The sequence below is a fragment of the Streptomyces reniochalinae genome, assembly GCF_003323735.1.
Taxonomy (GTDB): Bacteria; Actinomycetota; Actinomycetes; order Streptomycetales; family Streptomycetaceae; genus Streptomyces; species Streptomyces reniochalinae.
This window is the reverse complement of record NZ_QOIM01000033.1, coordinates 266,375-287,482: the sequence shown is the minus strand read 5'-3', so window position 1 is coordinate 287,482 and position 21,108 is coordinate 266,375. Positions and strand designations below refer to the sequence as shown.

At 69.7% G+C, this 21,108-nt stretch carries 14 protein-coding genes and 1 riboswitch; of the genes, 7 read left to right on the top strand and 7 right to left on the bottom strand.

The annotated features are described in order from the left end of the window. Positions 1 to 696 precede the first annotated feature (696 nt). Positions 697 to 1,179 (top strand): GDSL-type esterase/lipase family protein, encoded by a 483-nt coding sequence (locus DQ392_RS14610; protein ID WP_114016012.1) that lies wholly within the window; start codon positions 697 to 699, stop codon positions 1,177 to 1,179. Positions 1,180 to 1,821: 642 nt separating this feature from the next. Here the strand turns inward: DQ392_RS14610 and DQ392_RS14605 are convergent. Continuing rightward, positions 1,822 to 2,796, bottom strand: coding sequence for a hypothetical protein (locus DQ392_RS14605; RefSeq protein ID WP_147266528.1), 975 nt, complete (start codon positions 2,794 to 2,796; stop codon positions 1,822 to 1,824). Positions 2,797 to 3,265: 469 nt separating this feature from the next. Between DQ392_RS14605 and DQ392_RS14600 the strand changes: the two genes are divergently transcribed. Further along, entirely contained in the window at positions 3,266 to 5,782 is a 2,517-nt protein-coding gene (locus DQ392_RS14600; RefSeq protein WP_181856420.1) for a tetratricopeptide repeat protein, read from the top strand. 26 nt (positions 5,783 to 5,808) lie between these two features. On the opposite strand, the gene DQ392_RS14595 is transcribed toward DQ392_RS14600, so the two are convergent. The 5 genes from DQ392_RS14595 to gcvT all read right to left on the bottom strand — a co-directional run bounded on the left by DQ392_RS14595 (position 5,809) and on the right by gcvT (position 13,852). Next, positions 5,809 to 7,518, bottom strand: a complete 1,710-nt coding sequence (locus tag DQ392_RS14595; RefSeq protein ID WP_245981462.1) for a hypothetical protein — start codon at positions 7,516 to 7,518, stop codon at positions 5,809 to 5,811. A 1,641-nt stretch (positions 7,519 to 9,159) separates the two neighbouring features. Beyond that, positions 9,160 to 10,542: an L-serine ammonia-lyase gene (locus DQ392_RS14585; protein WP_114016009.1), complete on the bottom strand. Its 1,383-nt coding sequence runs from the start codon at positions 10,540 to 10,542 to the stop codon at positions 9,160 to 9,162. Positions 10,543 to 10,737: 195 nt separating this feature from the next. Further along, on the bottom strand, positions 10,738 to 12,012 hold the full coding sequence (gene glyA, locus DQ392_RS14580; protein ID WP_114016008.1) for a serine hydroxymethyltransferase: 1,275 nt from the start codon (positions 12,010 to 12,012) through the stop codon (positions 10,738 to 10,740). Positions 12,013 to 12,115: 103 nt separating this feature from the next. Next, the gene (gcvH, locus tag DQ392_RS14575) at positions 12,116 to 12,496 is read right to left on the bottom strand and encodes a glycine cleavage system protein GcvH (protein ID WP_114016007.1); all 381 of its coding nucleotides are present in this window, start codon (positions 12,494 to 12,496) and stop codon (positions 12,116 to 12,118) included. 225 nt (positions 12,497 to 12,721) lie between these two features. After that, the gene (gene gcvT / locus DQ392_RS14570; RefSeq protein ID WP_114016006.1) at positions 12,722 to 13,852 is read right to left on the bottom strand and encodes a glycine cleavage system aminomethyltransferase GcvT; all 1,131 of its coding nucleotides are present in this window, start codon (positions 13,850 to 13,852) and stop codon (positions 12,722 to 12,724) included. A gap of 174 nt (positions 13,853 to 14,026) precedes the next feature. Further along, positions 14,027 to 14,181: riboswitch (glycine riboswitch) on the bottom strand. Between the two features lie 195 nt (positions 14,182 to 14,376). On the opposite strand from gcvT, the gene DQ392_RS14565 reads away from it, so the two are divergent. Next, the gene (locus DQ392_RS14565; protein ID WP_114016005.1) at positions 14,377 to 15,198 is read left to right on the top strand and encodes an AAA family ATPase; all 822 of its coding nucleotides are present in this window, start codon (positions 14,377 to 14,379) and stop codon (positions 15,196 to 15,198) included. A gap of 159 nt (positions 15,199 to 15,357) precedes the next feature. Here the strand turns inward: DQ392_RS14565 and DQ392_RS14560 are convergent, their stop codons facing one another. Next, positions 15,358 to 15,837, bottom strand: a complete 480-nt coding sequence (locus tag DQ392_RS14560; protein WP_114016004.1) for a hypothetical protein — start codon at positions 15,835 to 15,837, stop codon at positions 15,358 to 15,360. A gap of 241 nt (positions 15,838 to 16,078) precedes the next feature. Between DQ392_RS14560 and DQ392_RS14555 the strand changes: the two genes are divergently transcribed. The 4 genes from DQ392_RS14555 (at position 16,079) to DQ392_RS14540 (ending at position 21,002) form a co-directional block, all read left to right on the top strand. Beyond that, on the top strand, positions 16,079 to 16,876 hold the full coding sequence (locus tag DQ392_RS14555) for an enhanced serine sensitivity protein SseB C-terminal domain-containing protein (protein WP_114016041.1): 798 nt from the start codon (positions 16,079 to 16,081) through the stop codon (positions 16,874 to 16,876). A 199-nt stretch (positions 16,877 to 17,075) separates the two neighbouring features. Beyond that, positions 17,076 to 17,867 (top strand): enhanced serine sensitivity protein SseB C-terminal domain-containing protein, encoded by a 792-nt coding sequence (locus DQ392_RS14550; protein WP_114016003.1) that lies wholly within the window; start codon positions 17,076 to 17,078, stop codon positions 17,865 to 17,867. A 316-nt stretch (positions 17,868 to 18,183) separates the two neighbouring features. Next, positions 18,184 to 19,182 carry an ABC transporter permease gene (locus DQ392_RS14545; protein WP_114016002.1) on the top strand — a complete coding sequence of 333 codons (999 nt, stop codon included), beginning with the start codon at positions 18,184 to 18,186 and terminating at the stop codon, positions 19,180 to 19,182. A gap of 68 nt (positions 19,183 to 19,250) precedes the next feature. Next, entirely contained in the window at positions 19,251 to 21,002 is a 1,752-nt protein-coding gene (locus DQ392_RS14540) for an ABC transporter substrate-binding protein (protein ID WP_114016001.1), read from the top strand. The last annotated feature ends 106 nt before the right edge of the window (positions 21,003 to 21,108 follow it).

The window sequence follows — 21,108 nt, the reverse complement described above, 5'->3', positions numbered from 1 at the left end:
GCTGGGGGGGGGGGGGGGGGGGGGGGGGGGGGGGGGGGGGGGCCGCCGTACAGCAGGCGACGGGCGACGCGCAGGACAGTCCCAACTGGTCCCGGCAGGGCTTCCACCACGAGACGTTGCGCCAGGTGATCCGACTCAGTGTCGGCGGCCCCACCTTGCGGCTGCGCTTCTCCAACGCCCACGGGAGCCGGCCGCTGCACGTGGCCGGGGCGACGGTGGCCAGGTCAGACGGTGACGCCAAAGTGCGTCCTGGCACCGTACGCAGCCTCACCTTCGACGGCGGCCGCAGTGTCACCGTACCCACCGGCCGTGCCACCGTCACCGACGCGATCGACCTGCCCACCAGCAATCTGGAGAAGCTCATCGTCTCCCTGCACTTCGCCACCCCCACCGGCCCAGCCAATCTGCACCGTTTCACCACGGCCACCTCTTACCGGGCTCCCGGCGACCGGCTGAGCAGCTCGGCCGCCACCGCCTTCGACCGCCGTACCTCACACGCCTGGTACTACCTGGCCGCAGCTGAGGTGACCGGCTCGGCCCCTTCCCTGATGGTCTTCGGTGACTCCCTCATGGACGGGGTGGGTACAAGCCCCGGCACCGACAACCGCTTCTCCGACAAGCTCGTCGAACGCCTCATCACTGCCGGCGGCCCCCACGGCATGACCAACGCCGGTTTGGCCGGCGACCAGATGCTGCATGATTCCCCTTGTTACGGAGAGAAAGGGTGTCGCTCGCTTCGCAAGGGAACTGCGCGAACGCGCCGGTCTGCGTACGGCTTTCATTCACCTTGGCGCGAACGACCTTGCTCGCCCCCAGGATGGCGACCCGTGCGTCAAGGCACACCCCCCAGTCACCGCCCGGCAGCTCATCGACAGCCACCGTGCTCTCATTCGCGAGGCACACGCCAACGGCGCGAAGGTCATCGGGATGACCATTCCGCCGCTCGCCTCTGCGGTATTCCCGTTCACCACTCCCGGTGGAGACAAGTTCCGCCGAGAACTCGACCATTGGATCCGTACCAGCCACGCCTACGACTCTGTCCTGGACGCCGACCGCGTGCTGAGCGACCCCCGGCACCCCTCACGCTACCGACCCGGCTACGTCTCCCAGGACGGTCTGCACCCCAGTGACGCCGGCTATCTGGCGCTGGCCTCCGCCGTCCGACTGAATGCTCTCTGACCCTGCGGCCCCCTCCCTGACCGCCCCGACCAGGTGCCCCGTCCCTGGTCGGGGCTTCCCATCGTCAGGGCCGCTGGTGAGCGGTAAAGAGTCTCTCCGGCTGGACGGCGCAGCGCGAACACACCACCTCGTACAGGTACGCGTACAGACTCTCCTGGAGCTCCCTCGGCGCCTGGACTGATCAGAAGAACGCTGCTCGGTGAAGCGGTCGACGATGCCGTCGCCTGGGGTACTGTCCGCCGTGCACACTGGTGGCATCGGCAGCGCCCGCTGGGAGTGTCGAGGATGAGGTTTGTCGAGTCGCTACAGGCACGTGCGAAGGGGCTCGCCGTCTCGGACGATCCGTGTGACTGGACGGCAGTTGGACGGACGCTCTTGGACTGTGCAACACGAGAGCACCCTGTCTGGACGCACGCACCTGCTCTGATCAGGCGTGATGTCACTGTGAGGCATTAACCGGTACGAGCTAACACGAACGCCCGCGTGCTCGTAATGCATAGGTCAAGGGTTCGATTCCCTTGGACGGGCTCCCTTGGCCCCAGGTCAGAGGAACTCTGACCTGGGGTTTCTCGTATTCCTGGGGTGCTACCGGGCCAGCACTGTCCCGTCGGTTTCCGCCCCGCGTAGGACGATCCCTTCGGGCTAATACCCATCAGGCGTCGTCAGCGGACCGGAGCCCGTTCTCAGCTGTCTCGGTTCGGATTGGTGGTGCCGTGGCATCACGCGCATCAGCCATGCGGGATCGGCACCCGTGCGCTTCAGGTCGCGATAGATGTCGTACGAATTGCACCAGGTGCCCATCGCGCGGAAGCGTACCTGGAGCTCACCGGGCCGACTTGTGGGACTGCTGAGTTCGACGGTGCACTGTCGGTCGTAGTGAGGGTCTGCCCACGGCGCGTCGCACTCGCAGTGGAGTTTGTCGACGGCCAGGTGCATGCCCCATTTCGGGTCGGTGAGGTGATCGATGAATGCGTCGTGGGGAGGTTCGACTCCCAAATCGTGCTTGAGCTCGATCCGCCACCGGTCCCACGTCGACCAGTAGCGGGTGCAGTACGCCGTGCTCAGCTCGTGGAACAGCCCGCTTCTGCGCAGTAGCCCACTCGGGAGCCAGGAGGCATCCTCGATGACCCGGGACATCTCCGCGTGGTCCTGGTGGAACGCCCTCTCCGGCGGAGTCATCTCCGCTTCGTTCCAGCAGGGCCGATACTCGGCGGCTTCCAGCTGTTCTTGGCGGTCGGCAAGCAGATCTGCCCAGTTGGTGCTGCCGTTGCACGTGAGAATCACGCTCGCCTTGGTCCCGGCGAGCGACAGACGCAGCCCTTCCCGGCCGGCTCGTGTGGTCCGAATGCCGGGTACGCCGATTACGCGGACGTCGCCCTGTTTCTGCTCCGCCTCGGGCAGCTCGGCCGGCAGCAGTCCTTCCAGGGCGTGGGCCACCAGCGGGAAACCGTGCCGGGTCGAGGACGCGTCCAGTGAGATGACGAGGCTGTCGTGGCGGGGGAGGACGGAGCTGATCCCGATGGGATGCGCGAAGTAGTCGACATCGCCACCCAGATGCTCGAACACCAGGGCTTCCAGGAGGCGCTGGGGCCCAGCGGATTCTGCGATGCGTGGCATTCTGCCTGCCCGTTCCTTCCGCAACTGGAGTGCATGCGCGTGCGTGAGCCCTGTGTATCGGCGCAGGCGCTTAACGTTGCGGTCACGATATCCGTGCGGCACGTCTGTCCCTCTCTCGCGCTGCCGACCCAGCACGGCAGTACGAAAGCGGACTGCTACGACTTGGTGCTGTGGGAACTGCGACGGGTGGAGCAGACCTCGACTTCTTTCTCCTGGGACGACACTGCGGTCGGGCGGTGTCAGGAGCGGCATCCCATAGGGCCAATCCCCATGCTGCCTTCGCAGCCAGCCGGTGTCGTGCGACACGCCGTAGGTGCGTAGCAATGCCGACTCCGATCGAGGGAACAGCGCGTTGTTCCGGGCAGGGGCGACCATGGGGATGCGGCAGGCTGGGCTGTCCAAGCGTCCAGGATCTCTCTACGGTTGGTGGTCGACGGACTTGAAGGGCCGGTAGTGCGAAGGGGGCTGTGTGGAAGCCGAGTTGGCGGCTCTTGCCGCGTCGGGGGCGACGGCGCTGGTCGGGTTGATCGTTTCTGAGGGGTTCGAGCGGGCGAAAAGCGGACTGGCCCGGTTCTTCGGACGACGACGCGCTTGGGATGAGGTCGCCGAAGAGGAACTGCAAGCCGCACACGCGGAGTTGAGCAGAGCCCGGGTGGCTGGTGACCCCGGGGCCCAGGCGGAGGTCGAAGCCCGCCTGCGGCAGCGGCTGGAAGGCATGTTCCAGGAGGATCCGGGCGCCGCCGACGAGCTGGCACGGCTGTTGTCCGAGCTGGCGCCGGACGCGTCGCGCACCTTCGTCAACCTGGTCAGCGGCGGAGTGAACCACGGCCCGGTCTTCCAGGGGGCGCCCATCCACGGTGACATCCACTTCAACGTCCCTCCTGCGCCTTCGCCGACGGGTCGGCCCGTCAGGCCGGACCAAGTTCCGGTAATGACCGTGCCGTTCAGCAACCGGACGGTCGAACTCGGAAACCTGGAGGCGAGGCTCGGCGCGCTTGCGGGCGGCTCCGGATCCGTGGGTGTCGATGTGTTGTTCGGGCCTCCGGGCGTCGGCAAGTCGGCCATGGTCTGGCGGTGCGCGGAGAGGGCCAGGGGGCGCTTCCCGGACGGACAGCTGTATGTGGATTTCGGGGCCCTGCGTGATCAAGCCGCGCCGCTGAGCGGCCCCGGCGGGGATGTCTCCGAGGCCCTGGCCATGTGCCTGAGGTCGTTGCCGGAAGGTGAGCTCGGCATTCCGGACTCGCTTCTCGACCGGACCAACCTGTTCCGGTCGCGCACGTCCGACCTGCGCATCCTTCTCGTCCTCGATGACGTCAACCAGGCCGCACAGGTTCGCGCGCTGATTCCCAAGGGGGCGGGCAGCGCCGTGTTGGCCACGAGTCAGGGCAGGATCGGTGAGCTGGCCGTACAGGGCAGTGCCCGGCTGATCCGCGTCAAGCCGCTGGACGTGCACGGCGGGTTGGAACTGCTGAAGGACCGGTGCGGTCCGGAGGCGGTCGAGGCTGAACGGGAGGCCGCGGAGCGCCTGGTGCGGCTGTGCGACGGGCTGCCCGTTGCCCTGCAGGTCGTGGCGGCGCGGCTTGACGACGAGAACCTGAGCATGGCCGAACTGGCCGCCGAACTCGACGACGAGGCCAGTCGGCTGGCCGGCCTCGCGCTGGACGGGGAGGAGTCCTCGGTGTCCGCTGTTCTGGGTCCCTCCTACCGGCTGCTGCCGCCCGACGCGGCCCGGCTCTACCGGCTGCTCGGATGGCTGCCGTTCGGCATCTTCGACGTCGGCGTGGCCGCGATCGCCGCCGACGTCGCCCCGGGGAGTGCGAAGCGCCTGCTGGGCGTCCTGGCAAAGGCCAGTCTGGTGGAGAAGACGCAAGACGGCCGGTACCGCATGCACGATCTGGTCCGTCTCCATGCCCGCGAGCGCGCGGCCGAGGAGGAGCCGCGGACCGAGCAGACGGCACTGGTACAGCGGGTCGGAACGCACTACCTCGTGCTGAGCGCGTTCGCCGACCGGGAGCTGAGGAAGGAGCGGCTGCGGATCGCCAACCTTGCGGATCTGGTGCGGGACGCCCGCAACCCCTTCGCCGCAGCCGGTGGGCCACCGCCGCTGGAGTGGCTGGACACCGAGCGCTCCGCCGTCCTCGCGATCCTGCGCCAGGCTGTCTCGCACGAGCTGTACACCCTGACCTGGCGACTGGCCGAGACGTTCTCGGTGCTCTTCCTCTACCACCGCTACCTCAGGGCGTGGACGGAAACACTGGAGCTGGGCATCGAGGCGGCCGAGGCGGCGATGGCCACGGCGGAAACGGCAGAGGAGATCGAGGAGATCACGGCGGGCGCGGCCCGACTGCGCAGCCTGCTCTCGCGCCCGCTGCTGGACCTCAGCGAGAACGACCGCGCGGGAGAGCAACTGGAGCGGGCCGTCGCCTTGGCCGAGGCGACCGATCGCCTCGCCTTGCAGGCCTCCGTCCAGGAATTCCTCGGCCGATACCTGGACGTCGTCGACCCGGCCGAAGCGGCCGGGGCGTACCGGCGCTCCCTCGAACTCAACGAGCGGGCCGGGGAAACCCGCGGAGCCGCCCTCGCCACCTTCTTCCTCGGACGCGCGCTGGACACTCAGGGCGATCACGCGGAGGCCCTGGTCCTGCTGCACCGGGCGCAGCAGAAGCTGGAGAACCGTGAGGAGCCCGACCGGCGGATGGCGGCCCGGGTGAAGGCCGCCATCGGCGTCGTACACAGCCATCTCGGCGACACCGGACAGGCGATCCGCGAACTGCTGGAGGCGATCCGGGAGCTGGCCGAGGTGGCGGACGGCATGCAGTACGAGGCCCAGGCCCGGGTGAAGCTCGCCGACGTCGCGCAACGAGCGGGCGGGCACGAGGAGCTGGTCCGCGAGTGCCTGAGCCGGGCCGCCGACATCCACGAAGCGCTCGGCGACCGCCCTTGGGCAGAAGAGCTGCGGCGGCGGTTGGAGGACCCCGACGAGTGAGGCCGCCGCACGGGCGGGCAGGGCGATCAGCAGGTGGGAGGGGTGGGACGAAGCCGTAGGAGGACATCCTCGTACCGCGAGTCACCTATCCGCAGCGCCACTTGAGCGTCGTCCAGCGAAAGCCCCGCCCGCAAAAGGGCGTAGACGACCGCTGCCGGCAGACCCGCGTCCAGCGCCCGGCCCGTGGCCGCCGCCTCCACGACCCGGCCGTCCCTGAGACCGACCAGACAACCGCCTCCGCTCACCGCCGATGCCGCGAGAAGACTGCCCGGCAGCTCGGCGAGGGTGTTCCCGATCCAGCGCAACGCCTCGACCGTGACGGATGCGGGTCGGCGTCGGACGAGCACCGAGGCGCTCTCGGTCAGCCGACGGTCGCGCTCGTCGTCCGCGCACGCCAGATGCGTGAAGAGGGCGGCGGTCTCCGGGAGTGTCGTGCCGTACGCGGTGACGGTCGCCGGGAAGCGGCGCACGGTGACGGTCGGCGTCGCTGTGTCCTCGGTGATACCGGTGGTCACCTGCCACGAGGTGACCGGAGCGGCGGGTGGATCCGGAACCGGCAGTACCGGGGGAGTCGGCGGGAGAGAGGAGGGCTCGGGGAGCTTGAGCAGACGGTAGAGAGCGGTGCGAAGCCGGGCCAGGGCATGTCCCGGCTCGGCGAAGGCTTGCGTGGTGACAGTGGCGTACCGCTGGGGTGTGTGCTCGCGGATAACGTCCTCCACCTGCCGGCGCAGGCTCCCGCGAGTGTCGAGCCGGGGCGCGACGGACGACAGGGTGTGGACGGCCGTCCCGGGCACCGCGTCGTCGCCGTACGCCGCGAGCAGCAGTGGGGTGCCGGACGCCGCGCCGTACAGCGTCACCGAGCCGTGGTCTCCGATGAGAACGTCGGCCGCGACGAGCGCGGACCGCCAGGCGTGGACGGCCGGCATCAGCAGCAGACCCGCGTCCAGGGCTGAGGCCTGCAAGGTGCGGATCTGCCAGGCCCCGTGGGCCGACCACACATTGGGGTGGACGATCGCGCCGACCCGGTACTCGTCACAGGGCAGTTGGGCGATCAGTCGCGGGAGAAGATCGGGGAAACGTCCCAGGAGCGAGGTGGGTCCCCAGGTCGAACTGACCATGACCAGACGCTGGTGTTCCGCGACGCCCAGTGCCTCTCGGTACGCCCTCCTGCGCTTCCGGCTGCTCACCAACTCGTCGAAGCACGGGTCGCCGACCAGCAGCGTGTGCCCGGCCGACTTCGGATGGGTGGCGAGCAACTGCTCCTCCTGCGCCGGATGCGAGACCGCCAGCCAGGCGCGTCCCGATTCCAGCAGGGAGTCCGGTACGGCCCCGGAGAGCCTCTCGTGCGGACTCCGGGAATCCGGTACAAACTTCTGGAAGCCGACGCCGTGCGGCAGCACCAGTACCGGGCAGTCGCCCTCCGGCACGTCGATGTTCTCGCTGGCGGACAAGATGAGGTCGGGGGCGATCTGCCCCAGCTGCTCCCAGGGGGCGACCCGGCAGCCGGCGGCGTGGAGGAGATCGAGGACACCCTCGTTGAAAGCGGAGGTCGGGTCGTAGGCGAAGACGACGGTCACGCGGGCGTCGTCGCGCAGGAGTTCCGGCAGTGTTTCGAGGACGCGCACGGTCGAAGTGACCGTGCGGGCGGCTATGACCAGGGTGCGCTCGCCGCGGAAGGTGCTCCAGCGGTGGGCGTCCCGTCCCACGGGCACACGCAGCGGCAGGCTACCGGACACGCCGACCGCCTCTAACAAACCCGAACCTCCAGTCGGTCAGCGGCTCGCGGCTCGCGGCTCGCGGCTCGCGGCTCGCGGCTCGCGGCTCGCGGCTCGCGGCTCGCGGCTCGCGGCTCGCGGCTCGCGGCTCGCGGCTCGCGGCTCGCGGCTCGCGGCTCGCGGCTAGGGTGCTCTTATCGCATTTCAAGCCGGTTAGCAATCATTTGGGAGGGCGGGCGGATCTGGGTGTGAACTCGTACACGGTAACGAACCACACCGGCCGCAACGTAGGGTCCGCCGCACGAGTGACAGTTAGGGGCCCTTGCAGAAGGCTAGGAGTTCACAGGGACTGTTGGGTGCCCACAAGCGATGGGAGCAATGCCTCGGGTACGCACGGAACGGTTGTCGAGGGGTACAGCGTGCACACGGGGGAGCCCGAGGGGAGCCCGGACGCCTTTGGACTATGCAACACGGGGCACGAACAGCAAGACCGCCGCAAGTGCTCTGATCTGCGAAAAAGACATCACGGAGCATGGTGCAGCACTGCGTGGCACAAGCACTAACGTGCTCGTAATGCGTAGGTTGAGGCTTCTTTCTGCTGACGCTTGCGAGTACGCACTCGCTGCGCGGATCCTTGTCGACGACTTGCTGTCCGAAGTCGTTCGAAGGGTAAGAGTCGTAGGCTGCGGTTCAACAAAGGAGTTGTGGACAGAGCTCTGGTCAAGCTGAGCTAGTGCCGAGTTGCTCGGCTTGTCGCCAAGGATGCTGGAGTGGATGCCCGGGGGGGCCCATGTTCGCGCTGATCAACGAGATACGAGGGCTCGGTCCGGCCACTACTCTCTACCGCTTCTTTGCCTCCTGTGTCGGCTGTGCTATGGCCGCGGGAGCTGTACGAGGGGCACGACCGTTGACCGAAGTTGAAAGGGTTTGCGACTTCTTTGGCCTCGGTTCGCTATGGGTTGCCCATACGGCTACATGGATCGCCGAGCGATCTGAGTCAGTGGGTGGGCTTGCAGTGCTGCTCGCGACCATCGGCGTGTTCACCCTGCCCGGGTGCTGCCAAGTTGGGAACGACCCGTTTGCTGGGTGGGAATGGCGCGGGCCCGCGACAGCCATCGTGGGGCTGGCGGCGCTGATCCAGTCCGCTGACTGGCGTGCCGCAGTCGGATTCCTTCCTGTCATCGTCATGGCCTTCCTGGCAGCCGGTCAAGACATACACGGGCGGTGGAGCCGAGTGGGCTCCGGGTTGCTGAGTCTCGTGCTGACCCTCGTGTTCGCGCCCTTGTCGGCGGGGCTTTGGCTGGGGACGCGGGATGTGCGGCGAGCATTCGATGGTTCATAGGGGGCGCACGAGAGCAGTTGCCGACGAGCGTCAGGTTTGGTGACAAATCCGACACCATGCTTGCTGATCGGGTATGTGCACCGAGCAGGCCGGGCGTTGAGCAGCAGACTGTTGCTCGGCATGGTGGGAGGGGAGCCTAGATCTCTGCGCGAAGCGACACCTGCGACCGGGCTACCGACTGGCTCGGTGGGGGCATCCCAGGGACTTTTCAGGGACTTTCAGCTCTGTCACAGGGACTCCTGAGGGACTTTTGGCCGTACAGAGAGGTAAGCCCGTGACAGAGCTGAAAGACGCGAATCACCTGGTCAGAGCAGGTGTGCTCAGCACTCGATCACGTTCACCGCGAGCCCGCCCCGCGCCGTCTCCTTGTACTTGACCTTCATGTCGGCCCCGGTCTCGCGCATCGTCTTGATGGCCTTGTCGAGGGAGACGTGGTGGCGGCCGTCGCCGCGCAGGGACATGCGGGCGGCGGTGACCGCCTTGACCGCGGCCATGCCGTTCCGCTCGATGCAGGGGATCTGCACGAGGCCGCCGACCGGGTCGCAGGTCAGGCCGAGGTTGTGTTCGATGCCGATCTCGGCCGCGTTCTCCACCTGTTCGGGGCTGCCCCCGAGGATTTCGGCGAGGCCGCCCGCGGCCATGGAGCACGCCGAGCCGACCTCGCCCTGGCAGCCGACCTCGGCGCCGGAGATCGAGGCGTTCTCCTTGAAGAGCATGCCGATGGCGCCCGCGGCGAGCAGGAAGCGGACGACGGCGTCGTCGTCCGTGCCGGGCACGAAGTGGTGGGCGTAGTGCAGGACGGCGGGGATGATGCCGGCCGCGCCGTTGGTCGGCGCGGTCACCACCCGGCCGCCGGCCGCGTTCTCCTCGTTGACGGCCATCGCGTAGAGGGTCGTCCACTCCATGGAGTGGGTCTGCGTCTGGCCCTCCGCCCTCAGCTGCCGGGCCGACGTGGCGGCGCGGCGGCGCACCTTGAGGCCGCCGGGGAGGATGCCCTCCTGGGACAGGCCGCGGGAGACGCACTCCCTCATCACCTGCCAGATCTCCAGCAGCCCTTCCCGGATCTCCTCCTCGCTGCGCCAGGCCTTCTCGTTCTCCAGCATCAGCCGGGAGACCGACAGGCCCGTCTCCCGGGTCAGCCGCAGCAGTTCGTCCCCGGTGCGGAAGGGGTGGTGCAGGACGGTGTCGTCGAGCTTGATGCGGTCCTCGCCCACCGCGTCCTCGTCGACGACGAATCCGCCGCCCACCGAGTAGTAGGTCTTCTCCAGCAGCGGGGTGCCCGTCTCGTCGTAGGCGAAGAGGGTCATGCCGTTGGCGTGGTACGGCAGGGAGCGGCGCCGGTGGAGGACGAGCTGGGAGCGCTCGTCGAAGGCGATCTCGTGCGCGTCCCCTATCTCGGTGGCCAGCAGGCGCAGCCGGCCGTCCTCGCGGATGCGGGCCACACGCTCGTCCGCCGTCTCGACGTCCACCGAGCGCGGTGACTCGCCCTCCAGGCCCAGCAGTACGGCTTTCGGCGTGCCGTGGCCGTGCCCCGTCGCCCCGAGGGAGCCGAACAGCTCGGCCCGCACGGAGGCGGTGTGCGCCAGCGCGCCCTCGTTCTTCAGGCGCCGCGCGAACATGCGTGCCGCGCGCATGGGGCCGACCGTGTGGGAGCTGGACGGTCCGATGCCGATGGAGAAGAGGTCGAAGACCGAGATTGCCATGGTGTGGCTCTCCTTGCCCTTGTGGGGCGCGTGGGATTGCTGGTGTGCGACTCGGGGGTGGGCCGGCACGTGCGCGTCGGGTCGCGGGGCGGCACGTGCGCGGGGGTGGCGGGCGCGGGTGCCGGGTGCCCTGCGGGGCCGGCCCGAACCCCGGCCGCCGAGGCGTCCGGGGCGGGCCGGGCCCGCGGCGGGATGCTACGCGCCCAGGCCCGGGTACAGCGGGTGCTTGTCCGCGAGGGCGGAGACCCGCGCGGCGAGGGTCTTGCTCTTGGCCTCGTCGAAGCCCGGCAGCAGGGCTTCGGCGATGACGTCGGCGACCTCGGTGAAGTCCTCGTCCTGGAAGCCGCGGGTCGCCAGCGCGGGCGTCCCGATGCGCAGCCCCGACGTCACCATGGGCGGACGCGGGTCGTTGGGGACGGCGTTGCGGTTGACGGTGATGCCGATCTCGTGCAGCCGGTCCTCGGCCTGCTGCCCGTCCAGCTCGCTGTTGCGCAGGTCGACGAGGACGAGGTGGACGTCGGTGCCGCCGGAGAGGACGGAGACGCCCGCGTTCGTGGTGTCCTGGCGCAGCAGGCGCTCCGCGAGGATGCCCGCGCCGGACAGGGTGCGGCGCTGGCGGTCCTTGAACTCGTCGGAGGCCGCGACCTTGAAGGCGACGGCCTTCGCGGCGATCACGTGTTCGAGCGGGCCGCCCTGCTGCCCCGGGAAGACCGCCGAGTTGATCTTCTTGGCGTGTTCCTTCTTCGACAGGATCACGCCGCCGCGGGGGCCACCGAGGGTCTTGTGCGTGGTCGTGGTCACCACGTCCGCGTACGGCACGGGGCTGGGGTGCAGCCCCGCGGCGACGAGACCGGCGAAGTGCGCCATGTCGACCATCAGCAGCGCGTCCACCTCGTCCGCGACCCGGCGGAACGCCGCGAAGTCGAGCTGGCGCGGGTAGGCTGACCAGCCGGCGACGATCAGCCGCGGACGGTGCTCCTTGGCCAGCCGCTCGACTTCCTCCATGTCGACCCGGCCGGTCTCCTCGTCGACCTTGTAGGCGACGACGTTGTAGAGCTTGCCGGAGAAGTTGATCTTCATCCCGTGGGTGAGGTGCCCGCCGTGCGCTAGGTCCAGGCCCATGATCGTGTCGCCCGGCTTGAGCAGCGCGAACATCGCCGCCGCGTTGGCCTGGGCCCCCGAGTGCGGCTGCACGTTGGCGGCCTCGGCGCCGAACAGCGCCTTGATCCGGTCCCTGGCCAGGGTCTCGACGACGTCGACGTACTCGCAGCCACCGTAGTAGCGGCGGCCCGGGTAGCCCTCGGCGTACTTGTTGGTGAGCACCGAACCCTGCGCCTCCATCGAGGCGACCGGGGCGAAGTTCTCCGAGGCGATCATCTCGAGGGTGGACTGCTGACGGTGGAGTTCGGCGTCGACGGCGGCGGCGACGTCGGGGTCGACTTCGTGGAGAGAGCCGTTCAGAAGCGACATGGAAGAACCATCCCTGGGGAAAATGGCGGGCGGGCAAGCTGCCTCGGGCGACCGAGGCCGGCCCCGGCCCACCCGGGACCGAGGCCGAGACCGAACCTGAGCCTCAGGCGCCTGAGGCGAAGGTGGCGTACTCGTCGGCCGTGAGCAGGTCGCCCGGCAGCTCGGAGACCTTCACCTTGAACAGCCAGCCGCCCTCCAGCGGGGCGGAGTTGACCAGCGCGGGATCGTCCACGACGTCCTGGTTGACCTCGGTGACCTCGCCGGAGGCGGGGGAGTAGAGGTCGCTGACGGACTTGGTGGACTCCAACTCGCCGCAGGTCTCGCCCGCGGTGACGTCCTCGCCGACCTCGGGAAGCTGGACGAAGACCACATCGCCGAGCGCGTTCGCGGCGTGCTCGGTGATGCCGACCGTCGCCACGCCGTCCTCGGCGTGCGACAGCCACTCGTGCTCCTTGCTGAAGCGGAGCTGCTCGGGGTTGCTCATGGGTCGATTCTCCCGGATGCGGTGGGTGGGAAGGAAAGCGGTCTTGGCAGGTGAACACTCCGTACCGCCGCGGGGCCAGTGAGCCCCCACGGCGCGGGCCGGGCGGGGTGCGGTGCCCCCGGACCGGCGCACGGCGTCGGGTGGGCGCCGTGCGGTCCGGCCGGCGCCCCGCGCCGGCTCGGCGCGCCCGGCGCACGCGGGCCGCGCGTCCGGCGCGCCGCCGTGCTAGCCCCGCTTGTAGAAGGGCAGCGCGACGACCTCGTACGGTTCGTGGGAGCCGCGGATGTCGACGGCCACGCCCTCCGTGCCCGGCGCCGCGACCGCCGTGTCCACGTACGCCATCGCGATCGGCTTGCCCAGCGTCGGCGACGGCGCCCCTGAGGTGACCTCGCCCACGACGGAACCGTCGGAGGCGACCACCGGGTAGCCGGCGCGCGGCACCCGCCGGCCCTCGGCGACGAGTCCCACCAGCTTCCGCGGCGGTGCCTCCTCGGCCTTCCGCGCGGCCTCGGCCAGCGCGTCCCGGCCCACGAAACGCCCCTCGTTGGTGGTCTTCTCGAACTTGACGATCCTGCCGAGGCCCGCGTCGAAGGGCGTCAGGGACGTGGACAGCTCGTGCCCGTACAGCGGCATACCCGCTTCCAGGCGCAGCGTGTCGCGGCAGCTGAGCCCGCACGGCACCAGGCCCGCGTCCTCGCCTGCCGCGGTGAGCGCCTCCCACACGGCCACGGCGTCCTCGGGAGCGACGAACAGCTCGAAACCGTCCTCACCCGTGTACCCCGTACGGGCGATGAGCGCGGGCTTGTCCGCCACGATGTCGCGTTCGCCCGCGTAGTAGCGCAGGCCGTCGACGTCGTAGGCCGTCAGCTGCTTGAGGATGCCGGCGGCGGCCGGGCCCTGGACGGCGATGAGGGCGTAGCCGTCGCGGTCGTCGCGCACCTCGGCGCCGAAACCGTCCTGCCGCTCGCGCAGCGCGTCCAGCACCGTCTGCGCGTTCGCCGCGTTCGCGACGACCAGGTACTCCTGGTCGTCCAGCCGGTAGACGATCAGGTCGTCGAGGATGCCGCCGTCCTCGTCGCAGATCATGGTGTAGCGGGCACGGCCCACAGCCAGCTTCGAGAGGTTGCCGACCAGCGCGAAGTCCAGCAGCTGCGCGGCCTGCGGCCCGGTGAGGGTGATCTCGCCCATGTGCGAGAGGTCGAAGAGCCCCGCGGTGGAGCGCACGGCGAGGTGCTCCTCGCGCTCGCTGCCGTAGCGCAGCGGCATGTCCCAGCCGGCGAAGTCGGTCATGGTGGCGCCCAGGGCACGGTGCGTGGCGTCCAGCGCGGTCGTGCGGGTGGCCGATGGGTCGGTCATTCAGGCTCCCAGGTCCCGGAGAGGGGTGTGACGCGGATGTCCTCCCCATCTGTCATCGGAACCTGAGAGGTTCGCCGACAGCCCCGCCAAAGGACGGGGGTGCGGCTTGCACCTTGGGTGGAACCACCGGCCCGCGCAGAGCATGAGAGACGGTGGTCCGCTTTTCAGATCTGCCTCGCCCGCACGGTAACGGGGCCTGAGAGATTCAAGGGAGGATCTTGCTCCTTCGGCGCCCTGGCGTGCGGTGTCGCGTCCCGCTCGCGGGCCTTGGGGATGCCCTGCTCGCGGGTTCGCGCCCTGCTCGCCGGGGACTCTCCCGCGCGGGTTCAAACGGCCGGTATGCAGTTGGTCCGCACATCATCGCACGGGTGAGCGGGCTCTGGCTGCCCCTGAGTGGGAGCTGTTCACCTTGAATCGCATTACCTTTTCTTTACACTTGGCAGGAGTGGCGGCCGGGCCGCCACCTCGGGGAGGGGAGAGCTGTGGGCAGCCTGTGCGGCGCTGAGGCGACACCGACGACGGGAGTGGGGTGGAAGGACGCGGCCCCGCGCACGGCACCGCGTCCGGCCGCGCGGGCGTCCGTACGGAGAGGGACGCCCGGGCCCTCCGGAGGCACCGGGGCAGTCGGGACAGCCCGGACCCGCCCGTGCCGGGGTGCCCGCACCCCCCTCCGCCACGACCTGCGCGCCAGCGCCGCACCCCGCACCCTGCGCTACCGCGCCGGGGACGTCGTCGTCGTCTCAGGACTGCCGGGCGGTGGGAAATCCACGCTGATGCGGGCAGCGGTGGCGCAGTGCCCCGAAGTGGTCCGCGTCGACTCCCAGGACACCCGCGAGCGCTGGGAGCGCCGGCTGCCCGACTGGCTGCCCTACGGCCTCTACCGGCCCCTCGTCCGAGTGGCGCACTACGCGGGGCTGCGCGCGGCACTGGCCTCCGGCGCCTCCGTGGTGGTGCACGACTGCGGCACGCAGACCTGGGTGCGCCGCTGGCTCGCCAGGGACGCGCTGCGGCGGGGCAGGGCGCTCCACCTGCTGCTGCTCGACGTCTCGCCGCGGGACGCGCTGGCCGGGCAGGCGGCACGCGGCCGCGGCGTGTCCGGCTACGCCTTCCGCCGCCATCTGCGCGCCGTGCGCAGGCTGCGGGCCGCCGCCGAGGACGGGCGGCTGCCGCGCGGCTGCGCCTCGTCGGTCCTGCTGGACCGGCGCGCGGCCCAGGCGCTGCGTGCGGTCTCCTTCTCGCCGCTGCCGGCCGCCGCCCCGCTGTCCGTCACGGCGCACCTGCGGCCGGCGCCGCGGCCCGTTCCGGCTTCGCGGCCGGCGCCGGCCGCCGGGCCGGCCCCCGCGTAGTTCTGTCAGGGCCGCCAACGGCAGCGGAAAGTCCGCGGGCCGGGGAAACGTCCGCGGGCCGGGGAAACGTCCGCGGGCCCGCCACCCGGGGGAGGGGGGCGGGCCCGCGAACGGGGGACATGCCCGAGCAGCCGGACGGCTCCGGCGCGCGGCTGCGGCTCAGCGGCCCTGTTCGGGGGTGAGGGGCTGCTGGGCCTGTCCGGGTGCCGCGTTCTCGGCACCGGGCTTGGCGGCCTCGGCAGCCGGCTTGCCCGGGGCCTGCTCGGCGGGGGCCTGCGGCTTCGTGGCCTCCTGGGGAGCCTGCTCCGGCTGCCCGGGCTTGCCAGGCTTCCCGGTCTGCTTGCCGGGCGCCTGCTCCTCGGTGGGCTGGTTCGGCTTCTGCTGCTCCTGGGGGAACAGCGGCTGCGCGGGCTTGTCCTGGTCGGAGGGGTTCTGCTGCGGCTTGGTGGGCTTGGCCGTCGCGTCCTGCTGGTCCTGGGAGTCCGGGTCCTCCGAGGGGCCGGGCTTGGCCTGGGCGCCCGCCGTGTGCCCCGGGGAGTGGTCGGCGGGCGCGGCGGACGCGGCGCCCGCCGCGCCGATGGCGAGCGAGCCGGCCAGGGAGACGGTGACGGCCGCGGCGGTGATCCTGTTCACGCGCATGTGCTTTCCTCCAGTCAGCGTGCCGGTTGGCACGTAGTGGGACGTTCTCCACTTTTCGACCGCTCTCCACGGAACGCAACCGGAGCGTCGCCGTACGTGTCACCCGGCCCCTCGCAAAGCGGTCCGCCGCGCCCCGGACCCAGGGCTTCACCGCGCGTGTCCCGGCGCGCATCGCCGCCCCGCCCCGTACGCACCGCCCGGGCCCCCTGGCGGTGCGCGGGCCATGGATAGGCTGGTGCGCATGACAGTTCCCTCGCAGCCCCAGCAGCCGCAGCACTTCGGGCCAGGGCACGGCGGCGGCTGGCCCGGCAACGAGCTGGAGGAAGCCCTCGCCGCCTCGCTCCAGGTGCCGCACGCGGGGGCACGGCTGCTGGAGGTGTTCGGCCGGTCCAGCGTGTGGGTCCCGCTGCCGGAGGGCGGCGGCCCCCAGAGCAGGGAACTGGACCTGCCCACCATCGAGTTGGACGGCTCGGTCTACGTGCCGGTCTTCAGCTCCGAGGAGCAGTTCCTCCAGGTCGTCGGCGCCCACGTCGGCTTCACCATCGCCCCGGCGAGGGAGTTCGCGCGCGGCCTTCCGCCCGGTGTGGGCATCGCGGTCAACCCGGACGGCACCGTCGGAGTGCCGCTGCCCGCCGAGGCGGTGGCCGAACTGTGCGCCAACTCGCCCACCGAGCAGGCGGCCGCGGGCGTCGCACGGGGCGCGCGGGTGAGGCTGTTCGAGCCGGACTGGCAGGACGACCCGCTCGCGTTCCTGGCCGCCGCCTCGGCCGAGTTCGCGGCTCTCCCCTCCGTACGCTCGGCGCGCAGAGGGCTCGCCAGCGTCGAGGGTGACGATCCGGCGCTGTTCGTCGGCATAGAACTCGACCTGCTGGAGCCCGAGTCGCGGCAGGCGGCGCACGAGGCGCTGGGCAGGGCGCTGCATCAGGCCCAGGTGCGCTGGCCGGTGCAGATGGTGCTGCTGGACGCGGCGAGCGACCCGGTCGTGGACTGGATGCGGCAGTGCGTCCGCCCCTTCTACGACCGCGAGGTCCAGGTCTGACGCGTACGGCCCAGGCGGGGAACCCGGGGCTGCGCGGCCCGGCAGGCTGACGGAGAAGTACGCACCCCGGGGTGGGTCGGGATACGGGCCCGGGCTGAGTAGGAGTACCGATGTCCCGCCCCCCTCTTAAGCTGGTTGGATAGCGGTGCGGAGCGATGAGACGGGCAGGGACGGCGTCAGTGGTGGAAGGGCGGCCCAGGTGAGCGCGGGTGACAGCGTCGATCAGCTCCTGCGGCGGGTCTCGCCGGGGGCGTACGACACCTTCGAGAGCTATGAAGCCCTCCTCCAGGCGCTCGCGGGCAGCCGGCTGTGGATGCTGCTGTGGAACGGGCAGGCCGGTTCGCCGGACGCGCAGTACGGCAACATGGAAGTGGCCGGGTACGGCTACGCGCCCTGTGTGACCTCGGCGCAGGAGCTGGCGGCGTCGGGCTGGAGCCGCGCGCACGAGGTCGTCGGCGGGCGGGACATCGCGGCCGCCCTCTTTCCCGACCGCTGGGGAATCTGGCTGAATCCGCACGCTCCCGGTGGCGGTGTCGGCATCCCGTGGCTGGATCTGCGGCGCGTCGCCGTCGGCCTCGACCAACTGCCGGCCGGGCCGCTGAGCATCGGCGAACCCACCTTGGAGATCCCGCAGTTCTACGCGCTGCTGACGCAGAACGCGCACCTCACCCCCGCCGTCCGCTCGCTGCGCCGCGCCTGGGTGCGGCCCGCGCTGGGGGTGCCGTATCTTGCCATCGGGCTGGAGCTGTACGACAGCAGTCCCGCCTCCGTGGAGACGGCGCGGCGGATGATGGCCCAGTCGGTGGCCGCCGTCCCCGAGGGGCTGCCGGTCTCCAGCGTGGCGATGGCCGACGACTACGATCCGGTGGCGATGTGGCTGCGCCGCCAGTCGCGCCCCTTCTTCGACCGTGACGCGCAGCCGCGCGCGGGATACGGCGCTCCGGGGCCGCAGGCCGGGGCTTTTGGTTACGGCTATCCGCGGCCTTTCTGAAAAGCGCCGCCTTTTCCCGGAAACCGCTGCCGAGAGACCGTCCAGATCAGGACATAAGTACTGGTCAGGCACCGCTTAACGTCAACTTCCGTCCGCATAACGGAACATGACGCGTCACATCACAGTTGCGCATCCTTTCACGAGGAGGTCTGGCGACTGATCGTGACCGCGATGAAGACTCCCGAGCCATGAGCCACACGGTGGCCGCCGCACTGTCCGGCGGTTGTCACGGCTTGCGAAAGTCCTTCAAGTTTCGACCGCTACAGCGGTGCGCGTGGACTGGTCAACTGCCGGTCGAGAAGGGGTCTCCAAAGCGATGACGGCACCACTGCACGAGGAAACGCCTGCGGGAACCGCGGTCGTGGAGCCAGCCCCGACCAAGACGGAAGCGGCCATCGAGGGCCGCTCACTCGGCCGGATCGCGTGGGAGCGGCTCAAGCGCGACAAGGTGGCGCTGATCGGCGGCGCCGTCGTGCTGCTGCTGATCCTGGTCGCCATCTTCGCGCCCCTGCTGACCGCGCTGACAGGGCAGTCGCCGAACGAGCGCCACGAGGACCTGATCGACCCGCTCTTCAGCACCCCCAAGGGCGCCCTCGGCGGGATGTCGGGCGAGCACCTGCTGGGCGTCGAGCCGGTCAGCGGCCGCGACATCCTCGCCCGCATCCTCTACGGCGCCCGCGTCTCGATCCTCGTCGGCTTCCTCTCCGCGGTCGTCGCCGTCATCTTCGGCACCATCCTGGGCACGCTCGCCGGCTACTTCGGCGGCTGGCTGGACGCGCTGATCAGCCGCGTGATGGACATGCTGCTGGCCTTCCCGCAGCTGCTGTTCATCATCTCCCTGATCTCCGTGATGCCCAACGACCTGCTCGGACTGACGGGCACCGGGGTGCGGCTGCTGCTGATGATCCTGGTCATCGGCTTCTTCGGCTGGCCCTACATCGGCCGCATCGTCCGCGGCCAGGTGCTTTCGCTGCGGGAGCGGGAGTACATCGAGGCGGCCCGCAGCCTGGGTGCGGGGCGGGGTTACATCATCGGCAAGGAACTGCTGCCCAACCTGGTCGCCCCGATCACCGTCTACATGACGCTGATGATCCCGACCAACATCCTCACCGAGGCCGCGCTCAGCTTCCTCGGTGTGGGCGTCAAGCCGCCCACCGCTTCCTGGGGTTCCATGCTCTCCGACGCCGTGACGTACTACGAGTCGGACCCGATGTACATGATCATCCCAGGTGTCGCCATCTTCATCACCGTGCTCGCCTTCAACCTCTTCGGCGACGGCGTACGCGACGCACTGGACCCGAAGGGGACCCGTTGACTCCCCATTACAGACCCCGGCCCCGCCCAGCTCGTGCGGGCCGTGACCTACCACGGAGGTTGCGAGACGTGACAACCCTACGCACATCGAGGCGCCGACTGGCCGCGGTGTCGGCCGTCGCCGCCGCGACGCTGCTGGCCACCTCGGCCTGCGGCGGCGGCAACGGCGACAGCGAGGGCGGCGGCGACTACAACTCGGGCGTCAACAAGGTCGCCAACGCCTCGAACAAGAAGGGCGGGACCCTGAAGTTCGTGGGCGTCCAGGACGCCGACTCCTGGGACACCTCCCGTATGTACTACGGCTTCGTGTTCGACTTCGCCCGCTACTACGCCCGCCAGCTGGTGAGCTACAGCCCCAAGCCGGGCAAGAAGAGCGTGGACCTGCAACCGGACCTGGCCACCGACAAGGCGCAGATATCCGACGACGGCAAGGTCTACAAGTACACCCTGAAAGACGGCCTGAAGTGGGAGGACGGCAAGCCGATCACCTCCCAGGACGTCAAGTACGGGATCGAGCGCCAGTGGGCGCAGAAGACCCTCTCGGGCGGCCCCACCTACATCAAGGACGTCCTGGACCCGGGCGGCAAGTGGAAGGGCCCGTACGAGGAGAAGAGCGAGTTCGAGGGCATCAAGACCCCCGACGAGAAGACGATCGAGTTCCACCTGCCGAAGCCCAACGGTGACTTCGAGCAGATGCTGGCGATGCCGACCAACTCGCCGGTGCGCAAGGACAAGGACACAAAGTCCAAGTACACCCTGCACCCGTTCTCCTCGGGCCCGTACAAGTTCAAGTCGTACACGCCGAACAAGTCGCTGCTGCTGGTGCGCAACAAGCACTGGGACAGCAAGTCGGACCCGCTGCGCAAGGCGCTGCCCGACCAGGTCAAGGTGACGCTGCTGACCAACCCCAACGAGCGCGACAAGCGGCTGCTCAACGGGGACGCGGACCTCGACCTCAACCAGCGCGGCATGGACGTCGCGGGCCGGCAGAAGGCCCTCAAGGAGCACAAGGGCAACGTCGACAACCCGCAGACCGGGTTCATCTCCTACGTGGCCTTCCCGCAGAGCGTGAAGCCCTTCGACAACGTCCACTGCCGCAAGGCCGCCATCTACGGCACGGACCACAAGTCGGTGCAGACCGCCCGCGGTGGTCCGACCGGCGGTGGCGATCTCGCCGTCAACATGCTCCCGCCCGTCGTCCCCGGTCACGACGCGAGCGACGACCAGTACGGCATCCGCAAGAACGACGGTGGGGCGAACGTCGCCAAGGCCAAGGAAGAGCTCAAGAAGTGCGGCAAGCCGAACGGCTTCAGCACCACCCTGGCCGTGCGCAACACCGACGCGGCGGACGTGAAGTCGGCGGAGTCGATCCAGGCGTCGCTCAAGAAGGTCGGCATCAAGGTCGAGATCGACCAGTTCGACGGCTCCCAGGGCCCCTCGATCGTCGGTAACCCGGCGAACGTGAAGAAGAAGGGCTACGGGATGATCCTCTACGGCTGGGGTCCGGACTTCCCCAGCGGTCAGGGGTACGGCATCGAGCTGTGGCACAGCTCCAAGATCCGTGACAACGGCAACAACAACTACGGCCTGATCGACGACCCGAAGATCGACAAGGGGCTCGAAGAGGCCATCGCCGAGCTCGACCCGGAGAAGTCCGCCGAGCGGTACGCCGAGGTCAACAAGCAGGTCATGGCGGGCGCCCACTACCTGCCGCTGACCTACCTGAAGGTCGTCCAGTGGCGCTCCGAGCGGCTCACCAACGTCTACGCGGCCGACTCCTTCAGCGGTTGGTACGACTTCGCGTCCATCGGCGTCAAGTGACCCGCACGGTCGCTGTGACCGCCACCGACATCACCATCTGACGGCGCCACCCGCCGCTGGCACGAAGGGCAGGTGAAGGCCGCCGCGGCGGCCCGGCCGCCGGCTC